Below are 16365 nucleotides of genomic sequence, written 5' to 3'. Positions count from 1 at the left end.
CGGGATGAGTGCGGCCGCCGACCTGCGGCCGCACCGGCGATGGGGGCACGATCATGACGTCGGAGTGGGACCGGTTGTACGGTTCCGGCGGTGGCACACCGCCGGACGGGACCGGCGCGGACGGCCACACCGGCCGCGAGGGCCAGGACGCGCCGGGCGCCGGGCCGGGCACCGACGCCCCGCGGCCGCACCCGGCGTGGTCGCGGCTGACGGACCTGGTGGACGGCGCGGGCGGCAGCGCGCCGGTGCCGGTGTCGGCCTTCGGGATGCTGCCGAGCGCCCAGGAGGGCGCGCATGCCGCACTGGCGTCCGAACTGGCCGATCTGCACGCGGGAAACGGCGACCCCGACGCGCTGCTCGACGCCTTCCGGGCGAGCCTGGTGATGGTCCCGACACTTGGTGACGGCGACCTGTGGGCGACGAGCCTCGGCGGTGTGCACTGGGTGTACGCCTTCTCCGACGGCACCGAGCTGGCGCGCTTCGCGGTGGCGCGCGGCGCGGACGGCTCGTCGGACGTGGACTACGTGACGGTTTACGGGTGGCGGCTGCTGGACGAGGTGGTGGCCGCGGTCGGCGAGCCGGCCGGAGTCGCGCTGGACGTCGCGGGCCGGCTGCCCATGATCTTCCCGCCGGTGGCGGGTGTGGTACCTGACAAGGCCGCGGTGGATGCCGTGGCGGTGAACGGGGAGGAACGATGACCGGAGGCAGCGGGGGCGGCGGCGGTTACAACGTCACCGAAACGGCGCTGGCGCAGACGGCGGCCGGGCTCAACGGCGTCATCCACGAATTGCAGACGATGGGCCAGGAGGCGGCGGCCGACGTCGGCCGCGGCTTCTCCAACCTCAAGCTGAGCGGCATGCAGACCGGGCACTCCGGGCTCACCTCGGCCTTCGACGGCTTCTGCGACCGCTGGGAGTGGGGCGTGCGGACCATCGTCCAGGACGCCGACCAGATCGCCCAGCGGCTGGGCCTCGCGGCGGGAACGTACTACGAGATGGACCAGTACGCGATGAAGACGCTCAAGGTGGTCGTGGCCTCCGACATCGGCAATCCGAACCTGACGGAGGAGCAGGAGGAGAACATGTCGTGGAGTCAGATCGGGTCCGACAACCCGGTCAACGACTTCCTGCACCCGGACTACAGCGCGAAGTCCTCCCAGCAGGCGCTGTCCGACATGGGGCAGACCTGGAAGGACACCGCCCACGACATGAGCCGGTCGATCCCGCTGGAGACCGCGGCGACGCTCAGCGGGCACAAGGAGGAGTACGACCAGTCGCTCGACCAGGTCTACGGCCCGACCCCCGAGGAACGCGCGCAGCAGCAGGCGCAGGGCGGCGGCACCGGCGGCTGACGGGCCTGGCCGCCGTCGCCGGTCGACATGATCGGCGACGGCGGCGAACGGCCGCGCAATGCGGCGGCCCGGGCCGGGGACACCGGTGACCCGAGCGCCGACCGGCTCGGCGGCCGGCCGCCGAGCAGCAACAAGCTCACCGGGCCGCCCGCGCCCGCGGCTCGCCGCGGCGACGTGGGGAGGGCCGAAAACCACCGGCGCCCCCGGCGGCAGCCGCAGCCCCCGGGGCCGCGCCCGCGCCCGCCGCCCGGCCTTGGGCGCGGAGTGCGAAGCGGGCGGGGGAAGACCGCGACGGCGGAACCGGAAGGCCGGAAACGTCCGTTCCCGCCCGCCCTGTCGCCCCGCCTGGCCTGGCCGTTCGGCTCCTGAGGATGCAACTCGTGGCCGAAACCTGAGAAGATGAGCCACAGCAGCAGCACAGTCACAGGCGGACCGGCCACCGACCGGCGTCACAGAACAGCACCGCGGGGGTGGGCTGATGGGTCTCGGAAGTCTGATCAACAAGATCGGCGACGGTGGCGAGAAACTGCTCGGCAAAGCCAAGCAGAAGGCCGGCGAACTGATCGACGACGGAGCCCATTTCGTCGGTGACGGACTCGACCACGTCGGCCTGCACGACGCGGCGGACTGGGTCGAGGACCACGGCGACGCGATCGCCGACGACCTGGGCGCGCACGTCGACGAGCAGCAGCTCGGCCAGAGCGAGGAGCCCAAGGAACTGGTGCACGGCGACTCGGCGAAGATCCGCGAGGTCTCCGGCCATCTCAGCCGCTTCCACGCCGCCTTCGACACCGGCCACACCGGTCTGACCCACCTCGACCCCGGCAGCTGGGAGGGCTCGGGCGCCGACGCCTTCACAGCGAAGTTCGCCTCGCAGCCGCCGAAGTGGGCCAAGGCCGCGACCGCCTGCCAGGACGCCTCGGACGCGCTGGAGCACTACGCCTTCACCGTGGACTGGGCGCAGGGCCAGGCCAAGGAGGCCGTCCGGCTGTGGAAGCAGGGCACCGAGGCGCGGAAGAAGGCCGCGACGGCGTACAACACCAAGGTCGACCAGTACAACAAGGACCTGGCCGACTACAAGGAGCTGGCGGACGGCAACGGCGACCCCGGCAGGCCCCCGGTGGCTCCCGACGCCTTCGTCGACCCCGGCGCCGCCGACAAGAGCCACGCCAAGGACATCCTCAACTCGGCCCGCAAGCAGCGCGACACGGTCGCGGGCGAGGCGGAGACCAAGGTCCGCGCCGCCACCGCGCTCGCGCCGGCGAAACCGGATTTCACCGACCGGATGAAGGGCGACGGCGGCGACTTCCTCAAGGCGACGCCGGTCCGGATGGAGCATTTCGCGGGCGGCCTCATACGCAGCGGCACCGACATGCTGAAGTTCGTCCGCGGCCTGAACCCGACGGACCCGTACAACCTCACCCACCCGGCGCAGTACCTGACCCACCTCAATTCCACTGCCGCCGGCCTGGTGGACATGACCGCGCACCCCGAGCGGCTGCCCGGCATCCTGCTCGGCAGCGGATGGGGCTCGGACGGCGACGAGGCGGGCGGCCGGCTGGTCGGCAACATCATCATGGCCCTGGCAACCGACGGCGGCAGCGCGGGCGCCAAGGCGGGCGTCGCGGGCGCGGGCAAGGACGCCGCGGAGCAGGCCGCGAAGGACGCCGCGCAGAGCGGCAGCAAGTGGAAGGGCCTCGCCAGGGCCACCTCCGACGTCAAGAGCGAGGCCTTCCACCAGGGTTCGATGACCCCGGCCGAGGAAGCGAGATTCCTGCACGACGAATACCCGTGGCTCAAGGACGTCAACGAGACCGGCAAGCCCGGCTACACCCAGAACTGCTCGAAGAACGTGGAGGCGGTCAACGAGCGCCTCGACGGCATGCCCTCCAAGGCCACCCCGCTGCAGTCGCCCCAGTGGCCCAGCCCCTCCAGGCTGGGCAATCCCGGCGCCAAGTGGGAGGACGTCGGCAGCTACGACGACATCATCAAGGACATGAACGCGCGGGGCGAGGGATCGCGCGGCGTCGTATACATCGGCCGCCAGACCGGCGGCACCGCGCATGTCTTCAACGTCGTCAAGGACGGCAACGGCGTCGTCTTCCTCGACGGGCAGACCGGCCGCCTCGCCAACCTCGAGTCCGGCGTGTCGATCAGATACATGCCGTACAAGTAGCCTGGTCGGTCCGACATCCGTCCGGCACAGCCCGACCCCGTCAGACCGCTTGGCGCCCCCGTCCGGCCCCCGGCCGAAACCCCGCACGGCGCGGAACAACGAAGAAAGGTGCAGCTGTGATGACCGAGGAGGAGGCGCTCGCCGCCGCCAGGGCGTTCCTTCGGGACAGGTACGGCGACGGACCGCCGACCATCGTGATCGAGCCCGCGGGGACGGCGGAGCACCGGCTGGCGTGGACCGTGGCCTTCGACTCGCAGGAGCACATCGACACCGGGGACTTCACCCAGGCGCCGATGGTGCGCCAGCTCGTGGTCTTCAAGGACGGCTCGCTGATCGACTTCACGCCCAGCGCGCTGACCGCCGAGGAGGGCCTGGCATGGTGCGAGGACGGGGTGTGGCCCGAGCGGCTGAGCCGGCTCACGGACCCGCGCGCCTTCGGCACCGTGTGGACCGGCACGCCGCCGGCCGGGGCGTGAGCACATGACCGACGCGTATCTGCTGGCCAGGGAATGGCTCGGCGCGGCCTACGACGTCCCGATGGAGCTGGCGCGCACGCCGGTCGCCGAGACCCCGCAGACCTGGGTCTTCAGCACGGCGCCGCTGCCGGTGGCGGGCGCCGCCGCGCCCGCGCCGATACTGACGTCGCTGGTGTGCGTGCCGAAGAACGGCATGCCGCCCTTCCACCCGGCCACCGACGACCCGTGGGGCGACCTGGCCGACTTCGAACGCGACCCGCGGCCCAGGGAACCCGCCGCGCAGGCCCGCAGGACCAACGCCAGGGGCGCGGTGCTCGCGGCGCACGCGACCGCCGGCGGAGCGCCCGCGACGGCGCTGCCCTGGCAGTCCTCGCACGAGGGTGCCACCTGGTGGGACGACTTCCTGCTGCGCTACTTCCCCACGGCCGAGGTCGGCCCGTGCCCGGACTGGGACACGGTGATCGCCGCGGTCGGCGAGCCGGGGCCCGGCACCGCGGGCGTGGTCTGGGTGCGCCGTGAACTGCACGGCGCCGAAGCGACCGGCCATCTGCTCTACGCGCACAACAAGGACGGCCGGGTCGCGCTGCTCGACCCGCAGGCCCAGCGGCTCGCCCGGCTGGAGACCGAGAACGTCCGCGAGATCGTCCTGGCCCGGATACCGCCGCCGTCCGCACCGTCCGCCGCCGTACGGGCCGGGCGCGGCGCCGCCGATCTGCCGGCCGCGGTACGCGCCGCCGAGGCGTGGCTCGACCATGTGCACGGCGGCCAGGTCGCCCTGGTGGACCCGTCCCCCGCCGACGAGACGGCCCGCGGCTGGCTCTTCGCGTGCAACACCCGCGCCTTCCTGGCCGACGGCCATCCGCAGCACGCGATGCTGGACGCGGCACTGGTGGTGCCGAAGGACGGCTCGGTGCCGTTCGGGCTGCCGAACTCCGACCCGTGGGGCTGGCTGGGCCGCTGGGACCAGGGCGCGCAGCCGGGCGTCGACGGCTTCCCGCTGCCGCCCGAGCCGGGCCCCGCGGCATGGTTCGAGCCGACGATGACCCCGCTCGGCGCGGTGCTGTCGGTCACCGACTTCACCGACTGGCAGACCGTGCTGGCCGAGGTGATGGGCATGCCGCAGGGCTCGCGGTCCGTGGTGTGGGTGCGCAGGAACGACCGGCGCGGCCGGGAGTCGGTGGGACTGCTGTGCATCGCCGCGCAGACCCCGACCGGTCTGGTGCTCATCGACACGGCACGGGACGCCCCGGCGGAGCTGGAGAGCGAAGGCCTGCGGTCGCTGCACCTGATTCGGTACCGCTGAGGAATCGGTAGCGCTGAGGGCCGTACACGCGCGTCCGCGGGCGCCGTTCCCGGCACGCGGGGAGGTCTGCCTTCAGGCGGGCCCGGCGGGTCAGGAGCGGCGCCTGCGGTCGCGCAGCGCCACCGTCGTACCGGTGATCAGCAGCAGCGCCACCGCCATCCCGCTCACGACATACGCGGCGATGCGCTTCTGCCGCTGCCGGGCGGGGTCCCCGAAGGTCAGCGCGGCCGGCACGACCCGGTCCCGGCCCTTGAGCACTCCGGGGTCGGGCGTGGGCGCGTCGATCGGCTTCCCGTCGTCGGTGAGGGCGCGGACCGGGTCCACGACGCCCCAGCCGACCAGGGAGTTGTGGCCGAGCGAGGTGCGCTGCGCGGTCTGCTCGATCTGCGCGACGACCTGCGGCGCGGTCCACTTCGGGTGCTTGGCCCTGATCAGCGCCGCGACACCGGCGACATATGGCGCGGCGAAACTCGTGCCGTTGTCCACGCACTGGCCGCCGCCGGGAACGGTGGACAGCATGTCCACTCCGGGCGCGGCGACGCCGACGAAGCCGCCCGCCTGGGAGAAGGAGGCGCGTTCGTTGTTGCGGTCCGAAGCGCCGACCGCCAGCACTCCCGCGTAGCCGCCGGGATAGGTGGTGCGCGCCTTGCCGTCGCCGCCGTCGTTGCCCGCGGAGGCGACGATCACCACGTCGGCCTGCAGGGCCGCCTTGATGGCGCTCTCCAGCTCGGGTGTGCCGCGCGGCGTGTCCTGCGAGATGTTGATGACCTCGGCATGGGCGGCGACAGCCTTCTGCAACGCCGTCACCAGGTGGGGCACAGTGCCGGTGCCGTCCTCGCCCGCCTGCCGGATCGAGATGATCGTCGCCTCGGGCGCCAGGCCCACAAAGCCGGTGGAGGGCGACTGGCGGGCCGCGATGATGCCGGCGACCTCGGTGCCGTGCCCGACCGGGTCGACGATGCCGCGGGTCTTGGCGTCGATCAGGTCGACGCTGTCCTGGCGGTCCACCGCCCCGGCCAGCTGGGGATTCCTGACGTCCACCCCGGAGTCGATCACCGCGACCTTGACGCCCTTGCCCTTGGTGCTCTGCCACAGCTGGTTCACCAGCATGCGCTGCAACGACCAGGGCATCTGCTTCACGTTCGGCGCGGGGAATGTGCACTGCCCGTCGCCGTCCAGCGGCTGGGCGGCCCGCGGCGAATCAGGCCGGACAGGAGAGGCGGCCGCGGATGCCGCCGTGCCCAGGATCACTCCCGGCAACAGCGCGGCCAGTGCCGCGGCGGCAGCCGCCACGGACGCCGCACGCCGACACGGCGGCCCTGCAACCCTCACGACGCCTCTCCTCGGCCCGTACGCCCCGATGGGCAGGCCTGTCGCCGACCCGCCGGTCGGCCGTGACGGCCGGCCGGTCCGGGTCGGCCGCACAGCCGGTCAGTGTCAGCCGAAGTACGACGCGGCCTTCTTGTCGGCCGCGTTGTAGTGACCGCTCGCGATCTGCACCTTGCTGGCGATCGACTCCAGCACGTCGTGCATGTGGTGCGTACGGTTGCCCCACTCGTTGGCGACCGCGTGGAAGGCGGTCTGCGCGTCGCCCTCCCAGTACGCGGCGACGGCGCGGACGCGGGTCAGCAGGTTGTCCAGGTCGGCCTCCAGCTGGCCGGCCTGCTGCTTGATCGCGCCGGCGGCCTCGTCCAGCGAGGAGTATGTGACCTTGAGTTCACCGGGATCAGACATGTGTGTCCCCCATGGAAGTGAGTGGTACGGCTCGTGGCGTGGTCGTCAGAGGCCGGCGATGCCGCTGCCCGCGGCGCTGCCGTTGATGTCGATGCTCTTCATGTCCTGAAGGACATCCTCATCGGTCGAGCCCGAGGTGAGGTTGGTGTCGTGCACGGCTTCCTTGATCTTGTTGAGCAGGATCGCCAGTACGCGGTGGTCCTCATTGATCAGGCTCTGCTGCGAGTTGAAGGCGTTGGCGCCGATACCCCGCCAATGGCCTTCGAGGTTGTCGATCACCGTCTGAAGCGCCTTCACCTGACGGTCCATCGAGCCGACCATGTCGGTGATGTCGGATTCCAGCTTGGCCAGCGAAGCCGCTGTGACTTTCATTCCGGCAGTCATGGATTCTGCCCTCCCCCATGCAATCGCGTGTACGTCGTCGCGGGCGAATACGTTACCCGCTCACTCTAGCCACACCACCTGTCGATCCCAACAGGGAACCCTTCGCTCCCAGTTGTGCCCTCAGGCCCTCGTGGTGGCCTAGTAGGGCGGCGGCGGTGGAGGCGGCCGGTATCCACCATACGGCGGCTGTTGCTGCGGTGGCGGTGGCGGTTGTAGCGGTTGCGCCACAAAAGCCGGTGCGGCCGTACGTCGGCGCCGACTGCGTACCGCCAGCGCCGTACCGCCCGCCGCGAGCACCACGACGGCCGCGCCGGCGGCGATCCACGGCGTCGAACTGCCGCCTCCGCCGGGGCCCGTGGCCACGGCCTTCTGCGAGGTGGAGGACGACGGGGCCGGCGCGGCGGTTCCGGCGGCGCCGGACGTCGGCGCCGGGGACGGCTGCGCCGACTGCTGCCAGCCCTCGTGCTCGGCCAACGGGTAGACGTCGGCCGGCCCGGGGTCCCCCGGCGTCTGGAGGGCCACCCGCGGCCGCACCGCGCCGTAGCCGATCGAGTCGTTCCGCTCCGCGCCGTCGGTGGGCTTCGACGCGGTGTTCAGCAGGACCCGCAGCACCTGGTTGGCGGTCCACGTGGGGTGAGCGGACCAGAGGAGGGCGGCGGAACCGGAGGTGAGGGCGGTGGAGTTGCTGGTACCGCTGCCAGTAGCAACACAGTGCGGCCGGATGCCGCTCGGGCAGGCTGCGGAGATGTCGCCGCCAACCGCTGACAAATCGACTTGCGGTCCCTTGGTGGAGAGGCCAAGCGCCTTCCCGTTGCGGTCCAATGCTCCGATGCCCACGACACCGCGGCTCGCGCTCGGATACTCCACAGGACTGCCCTGTTCACCCGAATTTCCAGAACCGGAGATGATGAGCTTGCCCTTGGCCCTCGCGTAGTCGACAGCGTCCTGCAGCGCTGCAACGTCCTGCGGCCGCAATGATGTGGCAGGCACTTCCTGCGAGACGCTGATCACTCTCGCTTGACTGTCAGCCGCATACCGCAGCGCCTTGTCAAGTTCTGCCGTAAACGTCTCGGCACTGGCGGCTTCGTTTGTATCCCGAGGATCATTCAAGATCCGGATCGGCAAGATCTTGGCGTCCGGTGCCACACCAATGGCCCCTGTATCGCTTTCTGCAGCCCCAGTACCTGCGATGAGGCTGGCCATTGCCGTCCCATGACCGTCTTTGTCTTCGTACGGCGAGCCGACGGGGTAGGTGAAGCTCTTCCCGTCAAGAACTTGCCCCTTCAGGTCCGGGATCGAACGATCGACGCCTGTGTCGATTACTGCGACGGTGATGCCTTCGCCTTTGCTGATCTTCCAGGCCTCCGGCAGCCGCATCGCGTCAATATGCCACTCCATCTGGCGGAGGGTCTGCGCCTGCGCGGGCAGCGCCCCGATGCCAAGCACCAGGGCGCCACTTGCGGCGACGACAGCCAGGGCACGCGGTACCCAGGTACGTGCCCGGCGTTTCATCGCTCTTCTCCTCGCGGTACGGCTCGGTCGGGTCGCCGTTGAGTCAGTCGATCACGGGCGGTGCGACATCGTCTCGGGTCGGGATCCAGTCGTCCTCTTCGATCAGGTGATCGGGACGGCGGTTATTGCGACGCCGGTCACGGTCGGAGCGGGTGGAGCCCGGCGCGAACTCGCCGGCCGGTGTCCGGCCCACGACTCCGCCCGGCTCACTCGCCAACCGGCCTGCGCTGCCACGGTTCATGGCATTGCGGCCACCCATACCAGGGCTGCCACCCTCCGCCATACCAGCGGCAGGCATCCGCGCGGCGGCTCCCCGGCCGCCGATGACGCTGCCACGGGGCACCTGGCCCTGCGCACGGCCACCGAACATCTCCGGCTCGCTCGTCGGGCGGCCGCCGTAGATTCCGTTGGTCGTGCTCCGCCGCATGGGTGGTGCGGCGCCGATCTCCTCGGCGGGCGATCCCGTCATGTTCCGGGGGTTGAAAGTGCCGTTCGCGCCGCGCGGCCCACTGGCCGTGTTGACCGGCTCGACATTCCGCAGCTGGTTCGGCAGCGTGGGTCCGGTGCCGCCGAACTGCTGGTTCTGGTTGGGGATCGGCTGGAACGTGTTGCCGAGGTTCGGCCCGCTGAGAATGGGACCGCCGCCCCCACCGCCGGAGTTCGGCGCCAGCGGGCCCGGCTGGGTCGGAGCGACCGGAGTCAGCGGACCCGCCGACTGGATCTGCGTGACCGGCGGGGCGGTGTTGTCCGGCGCCGTCGCGACCGGCTGACCCGTCGTGGACACGTGCGACAGGCCGTCGCTGACCGGGACCTTCCGCAGTTCGCTGTGCTCGGCGGGCTTCACCGAATGCTTCGAGCTGCCACTGGCGCTCGATGTGTACGGGGCGGGCGACCCGCCCGTTGAACCGTACGTTTCATGGGCGATGTTACGCGCGTCCGGCGGCGGCACGAACGTCGCCGGCATCGGCGGATACGTAGGCGGCTGCGCGTTGTTGATGATCGCCGCCGAGAACGAGTACGACTGCGCCAGCTTGTGCATCTGGTCCGCCGCCTGGATGCGGGCGGTCTCCAGCTGCGTGTGGGCCTGCGAGATGGCCTTCTGGCCGTCGGGGTCGTGGCGGGCCGCCGGGTCGGCGTGCAGGGCGGCGTACGTGGCCTTCGGGCCGGCCGGGACCTTCGGGATGTCGCGCTTGACCGTGCGCAGCGTGTCGGCGGCGGCCGTCAGCGCCTTGCCGGTGGAGTCGGCGTAGTCGCCCAGCGCCAGCGTGGACTTGGCGACGTTCTTGCCCCACTCCTTGAAGGCCGCGCCTGACGTGCCCTCCCAGTCCACGTACGCGATGTGGTCGTTGAGGTCGGTGCCGATCTGGTTGATCTTGGTGACGGCCGTGGTGAGGCGGTCGCCGAAGCCGGCGAGTGCCTCGGGGTCGGCGTGCTGGACCATGTCCAGCATCGCCTCGTGCGAGAACGACTCGAAGTCCGTGCGGGAGAAGTCGAGCGCCTTCTCGATCGTCCTCACCACGTTGTCGAACAACCCGCCCCCGGGAGTGCTCCCTGACGTGCCCGTCATGTCCTGCCCCCGTCTTCCGTTCCGTCGTCGTCCGTGCGGCGGCCGGTCATCCGACGCCCCCGCTGCCCGCCGTCGAACCGCCGCCGCCGTTGGAGCCGTTCGCCCCGGAGGTGTCGCCGGCGGGATGCGCCGCGGGGTTCGTCTTCGCCGCGTTCGGGTCGAGCTTCGGGTTGTACGCCTGGACGATCTCGTCGTTGAGGTCGAGGAGCTTGCGCTGGGTGCCGAGGTCGACGTTCCTGAAGGTCGAGTGCCCGACGTGCAGCGACAGACTCATCGCCTCGATCTGGTTGGCCAGCGTCTGCGAGAGCTGTTCGAGCTGGCCGTGGACGTAGCTGTACGCCTTCATCAGGTCGTTGGCCTCGGCGAAACCGGTGCCGATCTGGGCGGACTTGACCCGCTCCTGACCGATCTTCGTGGGTGCGACGAGCGAACCGTCCAGCTCGTCGAGCAACCCGTCCACGCGCGTCTTGAAGCTGCGCAGATCCTCCAGCGCAACGTGCAGACTGCCTACTGCGCCACCTACTGGTGCTTCCATCCGAACGTCGTCCCTCCCCCGTGACACCGGTGGCCACAGACACCACCTGACACCAGTTTACCCATTTCTCCGTCAAGGGGGCGATCAGGATCCCTGCGGTTGTGCCGCACTCTGCGTGTCCAGGGCCGGCCCTTTAGGGAGAAGTTCGGACCAGGCGGACGGGATCGACATCGGCTTGACGTCGGGGTATCCGAGCCGGACCGCGGCCTGGTCGGTCTCCTGCTTCGAGGTGGCCGCCTTGTTGGCCGCGGCGCTGTCGTTGTTGCGCTGGACGGCGTAGCGCAGCCCGGTGTCGGTGACCAGGAACAGCGTGCCGCCGCTGGTGTCGGTGCCGCTGACCTCCTGGTAGAGCAGGCCGCTGCCGGGCGTGACGTAGGCGCTGGTCGCGCCCTCGACGATCTGCTCGGGGTAGTCCTTGCCCGCCCACAAGGTGAGCTGCGGCCCGGCCGTCGCGGTCGCGCCGCCGTGCAGGACGCTGCAGGAGACGTCGCGGGGTGAGTCGCCCTGCGACGTGTTGACCTGGCTGGGGTCGCCCTGCGGCCAGTCGGAGGGCAGGAACGAGGGCTGCCGGCTGACCGGGATGCTGGTCTTCACCGGGTCGGGCTGATTGTTCTTCTGCTGCAGCAGAAGCGCGGCGAACCGGGTGATCGGTGCGATGCCGTCCTTGGTGATGACGTAATACTCGTCGCCCGCCGCGGAGGTGGCCTCCAGCACTGTGCCGACCGAGGAGTGGCCCGCGGGCACCCCGTCCACGTCGGCGGGGCTGCCGACGCCCGTCAGTTTCGGGAACCAGATGGGGGTCCCGGTGTCCAGCGAGGCGAGCCAGGCGTCGGAGACGGTCTGCGGCTCCAGGTTCTCGCCGAAGAGCGTGCGCAGCAGCAGGCTCATCTCCTGCGGGGCGCGGGCCTTCGGGTCGGGGCCGCCCAGTTCGAATTTGGTGCCCTCGCGGTCGACGAGGTATTCGACGCCGTCCAGGTTCTGCACGTAGAGCACCTGGTCGCCGCTGAGCGCGGACGGGCCGCCCATGGCGGCGGCTTCGTCGCCGCCGAGCACGAACACCGCCTGCTGGACGGTGTGGCTGGTGCCGCCGCCGGGCCGGTCGCAGACCGCCCAGACCTTGGCCTTGGCCGCGTCGTCGGCGCTGGGCAGCCGGTCGGGCGCGTAGGGGATCCCTATGGTGGCACCGTGCTTGAGCCCGCTGTGGTCGAGCACGGACTCCTTGACCTTGATGACGTCGTAGGACCCGGGGTCGAGCAGCAGCCGCGCCGACGCCATGTTCAGCACCGGGTGCAGCACGGGCTTGTGGCTGTCGGCGTCGTTCAGCACGACGTAACGCGTGGTGGACTCGTCGGCGACGATCACGTGCTTGCCCGGCTCGTCCCAGCCGTGCGGCACGGAGGGGCTGATCAGCCCCCAGGCGCCGAAGCCCGCCAGCAGTACCGCGCCGATGACGATGCCGGGGACGAGCGTGCGCAGCGGCCGCGGGGCTCCTTCGTCCGAGCCGGCAGGGCTGGGCTGGAGAAAGGCCGCCACCACGCGCTTGCGCGCGAAGGTGTAGGCGTTGAGCTGTTCCTTGCGTGAGGCCATCGTTCCGTTTTCCCCCCGGGTGACGTCCGGTCGGACCCGCTGCCGCCAGGCACCGTGCCATCGCGTTGGCAGGGTCGGCCCCTTACTATGCCGCGTGCGCCTCATGTACTACGACACCGGTACGGTGAACGGACATCATGACGCCGCACGACGGAGGGCGCAGGGGGATGACCACCGCAAGCACAGCACGCCGTGATCGCAGGCAGGGCCCCGCGCCGGCCGCGCTGCATCTGAGTTCGCGCCCCGGGCGGATAGGCGTACTCCGCCTGCATCAGCTGGCCCTGGTCGAGGTGGCCGCGGCCCTGGTGCTGATCGGCGCGGCGGCCGGACGTGCGGTGCTGGTGCCCTGCTCGGTGGTGGCGGCCGTGCTGGTGGCCGCGGCCGTGGTACGTCGGCGGGGCAGGCCGCTGCCCGAGTGGCTGACCAGCGTGATGGCGATGCGGCGCAGGCAGCGCGAGGCGGCCAGGGAGGCCGCGCGGGAGCCGGGGACACTGGGCGGCGCGGCAATTACCGCGGCTTCGGGGCTCATCGACCCGGCGCTGGCGCCGATCACCGAATGCGATCCGGCGCTGCGCACGTACACCTTCTCCGGGCGGCGGCGGGACCGCAGCGTCGGGATGGTGGGCGACGGTACGTTCCTGACGGCGGTGCTGCTCGTGCAGTCGCGGGACGAACCGCTGCGTACGGCCAGGCCGATGCCGCTGGGCCTGCTCTACGACGCCTTGGAGATCGACGACATAGCGCTGGCGTCCGTCCAGGTCGTGCAGCACGTCCAGCCCGCCCCCGCGCCGCACCTGCCGCCGCAGGCGGTCGCGGCGGTGTCGTACGGGCCGTTGCAGGCGCAGTACGGGACGCCGGCGATCCGGGTGACCTGGGTGGCGCTGAAGCTGGATCCCGAACTGTGTCCCGAGGCGGTGCTGGCCCGCGGCGGGGGGCTCGGCGGCGCCCAGCGTGCGGTGCTGCGAGCGGCGGACCATGTGGCCAGCAGGATGGCGGGGGCCGGGTTCGAGGCGTCGGTGCTGGACGAGGAGGAGCTGACCGCCGCGCTGGCCACGTCGGCGGGCGTCAATCCGCTGGCGACGGCGCTGGCCGGGCGCATCGGCACCGGTCAGCGCAGGACGCTGGAGCGCAGCCGCGCCTGGCGCTGCGACGACCGCTGGCACACCACGTACTGGGTGGGGCGCTGGCCGCAGGGCGGCGGAGCACTGCCCACGGCCCGTACGGTCACCGCCCTTACCGCGGTGCCCGCGATGGCCGGAAGCTTCGCCCTGACGCTGAGCCGCGGCACCGGGCGGACCCCGGCGCTGAGCGCGTACGTACGGATAACGGCCCGCGACGACCGCCAGCTCACCTCGGCGCGCCGGGAATTGGAGCGGGTGGCGCGCCAGCACAAGGTGGGACTGGTGCGGCTCGACCGCGAGCAGCTGCCGGGTGTGCTGGCCACGCTGCCGCTGGGAGGGACCAGCTGATGACCGGTCAGCCGATGCACCAGGGGCCGCGCACAGGGATGCGGCCGGGCGGCGAGCCTGACCCGTCCGTGCCCCGGCAGCGCCGCAGCGCCAGGCCGGGATTCGGGCTGCGCGGCCCGCGGCGGGACCTGCACGGCCTGTCGGCGAGCCAGCTCGACACCATGTCGCTGCCGCTGGGCGACGACGGGGTGGTGGCGGGCATCGACGAGGCCGGCAATCCCGCGGTCCTCGGCCTCTTCCGGCCCGCGCAGCTGGACGTCGTGGTGATCGGCAGCGTGTGGACCGCCCAGGTACTGGCGCTGCGCGCGGTCGGCACCGGGGCGCGGGTGGCGGTCGAGTCGGCCCGCCCGCAGGTCTGGACGCCGCTGGCGCAGGCCGCGGGCGGCGGCCAGCAGTGCATGACGGTGCACGACGTGAAGGAACTCCCCTCCCAGGGGCCGACCGTGTCCAGCCCGGTGCTGGTCGTACGGGACTGCGGCACCTATCCGCCGCGCAGCCGCCTCGCGAAGGCGCCGTGGCAGGCGGTGCTGACGCTGCTGCCCTTCCTCGGCCCGCAGGCGCCCAGGCTGCTGGGCGAGGCAGGGCTCGTGGGCGTCCAGCGGGTCTCCCCGCCGGAGGCGGAGATCCTGGCGAAGGTGCTGCGGCTGACCCGCGAGGAGGCGGCGGCGCTGCCAGCGCTCGGCGACGGCGTCATGCTCTGGGGCACCCCGCAGCACCGGCAGTTCGTGCTGCTCCAGCCGACCGACGCGGAGGTGGGCCTCCTGGGGGAGGCCCGTCGCATGGACTGAGCCGGAACGCCCGCGGCTTCCGCACGCCGCACCACGTGCTGTCGCGGCGTCACCATTGCGTCGGCCGCGGTTCGGCCGCGCAATGTCCCACGCTCCCGCGGGGGTACGCCTTACGACGGAGAAGGCGGGCTTCGGGGGTACGGGGAGCCACGGCGGGTCGTAGTGTGGGGAGGGCCGCACCGTCGCCAGGGTGCGGGGGGACAGCCGTGTCGGGCCACATCGCGCCGGGTGGCAGAAGGCGCATCCGCACCGGTCGGCGGGACGCGAAGGCGTGGGAATGGGCTGAGCGCAACCGGACGGCCTGACGGCGGACGTCTCCCGGCGATTAGGCTGTCCGTCGAGAGCGGCAGGACAGTGGCGAAAGGGCACTTGCCCTGCGGCGCACGGGGCGGGGAGCCGGCTACAGGAAGCTCCCCGACGCAGACCGGGAGGCACAGTGGACAGCGATCGGGACGACAACCGCGCGGGCGGGGCCGCCCCTGTCGAGGAACCGGCCGACGGCGACGTGACGGGCGAGTACCGCTTCGATTTCACTCCGCCGGCGTGGTACATGCAGAACGGCAGCGGGAGCGGCGACGAGAACGCGGCCATGGCCGTGCCGCAGCCGCCGCTGCACGCGCCCGCCGAGGCGCCGGTTCCTGCGGCGCCCGAGGCCCCGGCCGCGCCGGAGCCGGGCGGACCGGCGGCCGAGGACGTGACGGCACGGGTGCCGGTGTGGGAGGTGCCGCCGCCGCGCACACCGGAGGAACCCGCGGCAGAGGCCGCGCCGTTGGCCGGCGGGGCGCCCTGGTCGGTGCCCACCGCGCCGCAGGCGCCCGAGGCGCCGAGCGCCCCGGCCGAGCGCCCCGCGTGGTCCGGCACCCCGGTCTCGCCCGCCGCTGCCGAGGCCGCCGCCGCTGCCCCGGCCCCCGAGCCGGCTCCGGGGCCGGAGACCGCGCCCGAGGCCGCGCCGGAAGCCCGGCCGGTGGCGGAGGAAGCGGACGATCCGGAGTCGCGCGGCGACCTGGTGGGCCGCGAGACCGTACGGTTCTCCCCCGCCGCGCTGCGGCAGGAGATCGAGGAGCGGGCCGGCGTGCGGATCGAGGACGTCGCACAGGCGGACCCGCGTCCGCCGCAGCAGGCAGCCGAAGTGCCCGAGGAGGCCGCACCCATAGCGGCGGCCGCGCAGGAAGTGCGGCCCGAGCCAGAGGTGCGGCCCGAGCCGGAGCAGGCGCCGCCGCAGGACGCCGTTCCCGAAGATGCGCCCGCCGCAGGCCCGCCGGCCGCGTGGGCGCCGCTTCCGCAGACGCCGCCCATTGCCGAGCCCGCGCCATGGGCCCCGGCGGCGCCGCAGAGCGCGGTGCCGCCGCTGCCGCCGCACTTCGAGCGCGCGGAACCGCAGTATCCGACCCCGGAGAGCTCCCAGTCCTTCCCTTCCCCCGTTGCGCCGCCGGTCGTTCCGGCCGTTCCGCCGCAGGGACCGCCCGCCGCCTATCCCCCGCCC

Annotated in this window: 15 protein-coding genes; 8 read left to right on the top strand and 7 right to left on the bottom strand. The window is 72.1% G+C overall.

All coding sequences use genetic code 11. The features are described 5' to 3' along the window. The first annotated feature begins 53 nt into the window (after positions 1–53). From V7E46_RS14530 to V7E46_RS14510, 5 genes are all read left to right on the top strand, one after another. Complete coding sequence (locus V7E46_RS14530) at positions 54–698, top strand: hypothetical protein (RefSeq protein WP_333768807.1); 645 nt, start codon at positions 54–56, stop codon at positions 696–698. Continuing rightward, a complete protein-coding gene (locus V7E46_RS14525) occupies positions 695–1351 on the top strand; it encodes a hypothetical protein (protein WP_333768806.1) in 657 nt (218 codons plus the stop codon). Before V7E46_RS14530 ends, V7E46_RS14525 begins: the two co-directional genes overlap by 4 nt. Before the next feature lie 478 nt (positions 1352–1829). Next, positions 1830–3527 carry a putative T7SS-secreted protein gene (locus V7E46_RS14520; RefSeq protein ID WP_333768805.1) on the top strand — a complete coding sequence of 566 codons (1698 nt, stop codon included), beginning with the start codon at positions 1830–1832 and terminating at the stop codon, positions 3525–3527. 119 nt (positions 3528–3646) lie between these two features. Beyond that, the gene (locus V7E46_RS14515; protein WP_329174094.1) at positions 3647–4003 is read left to right on the top strand and encodes a YrhB domain-containing protein; all 357 of its coding nucleotides are present in this window, start codon (positions 3647–3649) and stop codon (positions 4001–4003) included. A gap of 4 nt (positions 4004–4007) precedes the next feature. Further along, complete coding sequence (locus V7E46_RS14510) at positions 4008–5306, top strand: YrhB domain-containing protein (protein WP_333768804.1); 1299 nt, start codon at positions 4008–4010, stop codon at positions 5304–5306. Between the two features lie 90 nt (positions 5307–5396). Here the strand turns inward: V7E46_RS14510 and mycP (V7E46_RS14505) are convergent, their stop codons facing one another. The 7 genes from mycP (V7E46_RS14505) to eccB all read right to left on the bottom strand — a co-directional run bounded on the left by mycP (V7E46_RS14505) (position 5397) and on the right by eccB (position 12625). Then, on the bottom strand, positions 5397–6599 hold the full coding sequence (mycP, locus tag V7E46_RS14505) for a type VII secretion-associated serine protease mycosin (protein ID WP_333768803.1): 1203 nt from the start codon (positions 6597–6599) through the stop codon (positions 5397–5399). Positions 6600–6743: 144 nt separating this feature from the next. Beyond that, complete coding sequence (locus V7E46_RS14500; RefSeq protein WP_329174100.1) at positions 6744–7040, bottom strand: WXG100 family type VII secretion target; 297 nt, start codon at positions 7038–7040, stop codon at positions 6744–6746. 45 nt (positions 7041–7085) lie between these two features. Then, positions 7086–7424 (bottom strand): WXG100 family type VII secretion target, encoded by a 339-nt coding sequence (locus V7E46_RS14495; protein ID WP_333768802.1) that lies wholly within the window; start codon positions 7422–7424, stop codon positions 7086–7088. Positions 7425–7562: 138 nt separating this feature from the next. Further along, positions 7563–8936, bottom strand: a complete 1374-nt coding sequence (gene mycP, locus V7E46_RS14490) for a type VII secretion-associated serine protease mycosin (RefSeq protein ID WP_333768801.1) — start codon at positions 8934–8936, stop codon at positions 7563–7565. Between the two features lie 43 nt (positions 8937–8979). Continuing rightward, positions 8980–10503, bottom strand: coding sequence for a WXG100 family type VII secretion target (locus V7E46_RS14485; protein WP_333768800.1), 1524 nt, complete (start codon positions 10501–10503; stop codon positions 8980–8982). A 46-nt stretch (positions 10504–10549) separates the two neighbouring features. Next, positions 10550–11038: a hypothetical protein gene (locus tag V7E46_RS14480; RefSeq protein WP_333768799.1), complete on the bottom strand. Its 489-nt coding sequence runs from the start codon at positions 11036–11038 to the stop codon at positions 10550–10552. A gap of 84 nt (positions 11039–11122) precedes the next feature. Further along, positions 11123–12625 (bottom strand): type VII secretion protein EccB, encoded by a 1503-nt coding sequence (eccB, locus tag V7E46_RS14475; protein ID WP_333768798.1) that lies wholly within the window; start codon positions 12623–12625, stop codon positions 11123–11125. 167 nt (positions 12626–12792) lie between these two features. On the opposite strand from eccB, the gene eccE reads away from it, so the two are divergent. From eccE to V7E46_RS14460, 3 genes are all read left to right on the top strand, one after another. Beyond that, positions 12793–14094, top strand: coding sequence for a type VII secretion protein EccE (eccE, locus tag V7E46_RS14470; protein WP_333768797.1), 1302 nt, complete (start codon positions 12793–12795; stop codon positions 14092–14094). Next, positions 14094–14882 carry a hypothetical protein gene (locus tag V7E46_RS14465; protein ID WP_443054157.1) on the top strand — a complete coding sequence of 263 codons (789 nt, stop codon included), beginning with the start codon at positions 14094–14096 and terminating at the stop codon, positions 14880–14882. Before eccE ends, V7E46_RS14465 begins: the two co-directional genes overlap by 1 nt. A gap of 436 nt (positions 14883–15318) precedes the next feature. Then, on the top strand, positions 15319–16365 hold a 1047-nt coding region (locus tag V7E46_RS14460; protein WP_333768796.1), incomplete at its 3' end, for an SCO5717 family growth-regulating ATPase.

This window comes from Streptomyces sp. IBSBF 2435, from assembly GCF_036815005.1.
Lineage (GTDB): Bacteria > Actinomycetota > Actinomycetes > Streptomycetales > Streptomycetaceae > Actinacidiphila.
Note: the sequence above shows the minus strand (reverse complement) of the source record. Positions and strands in the feature narration are given on the sequence as shown.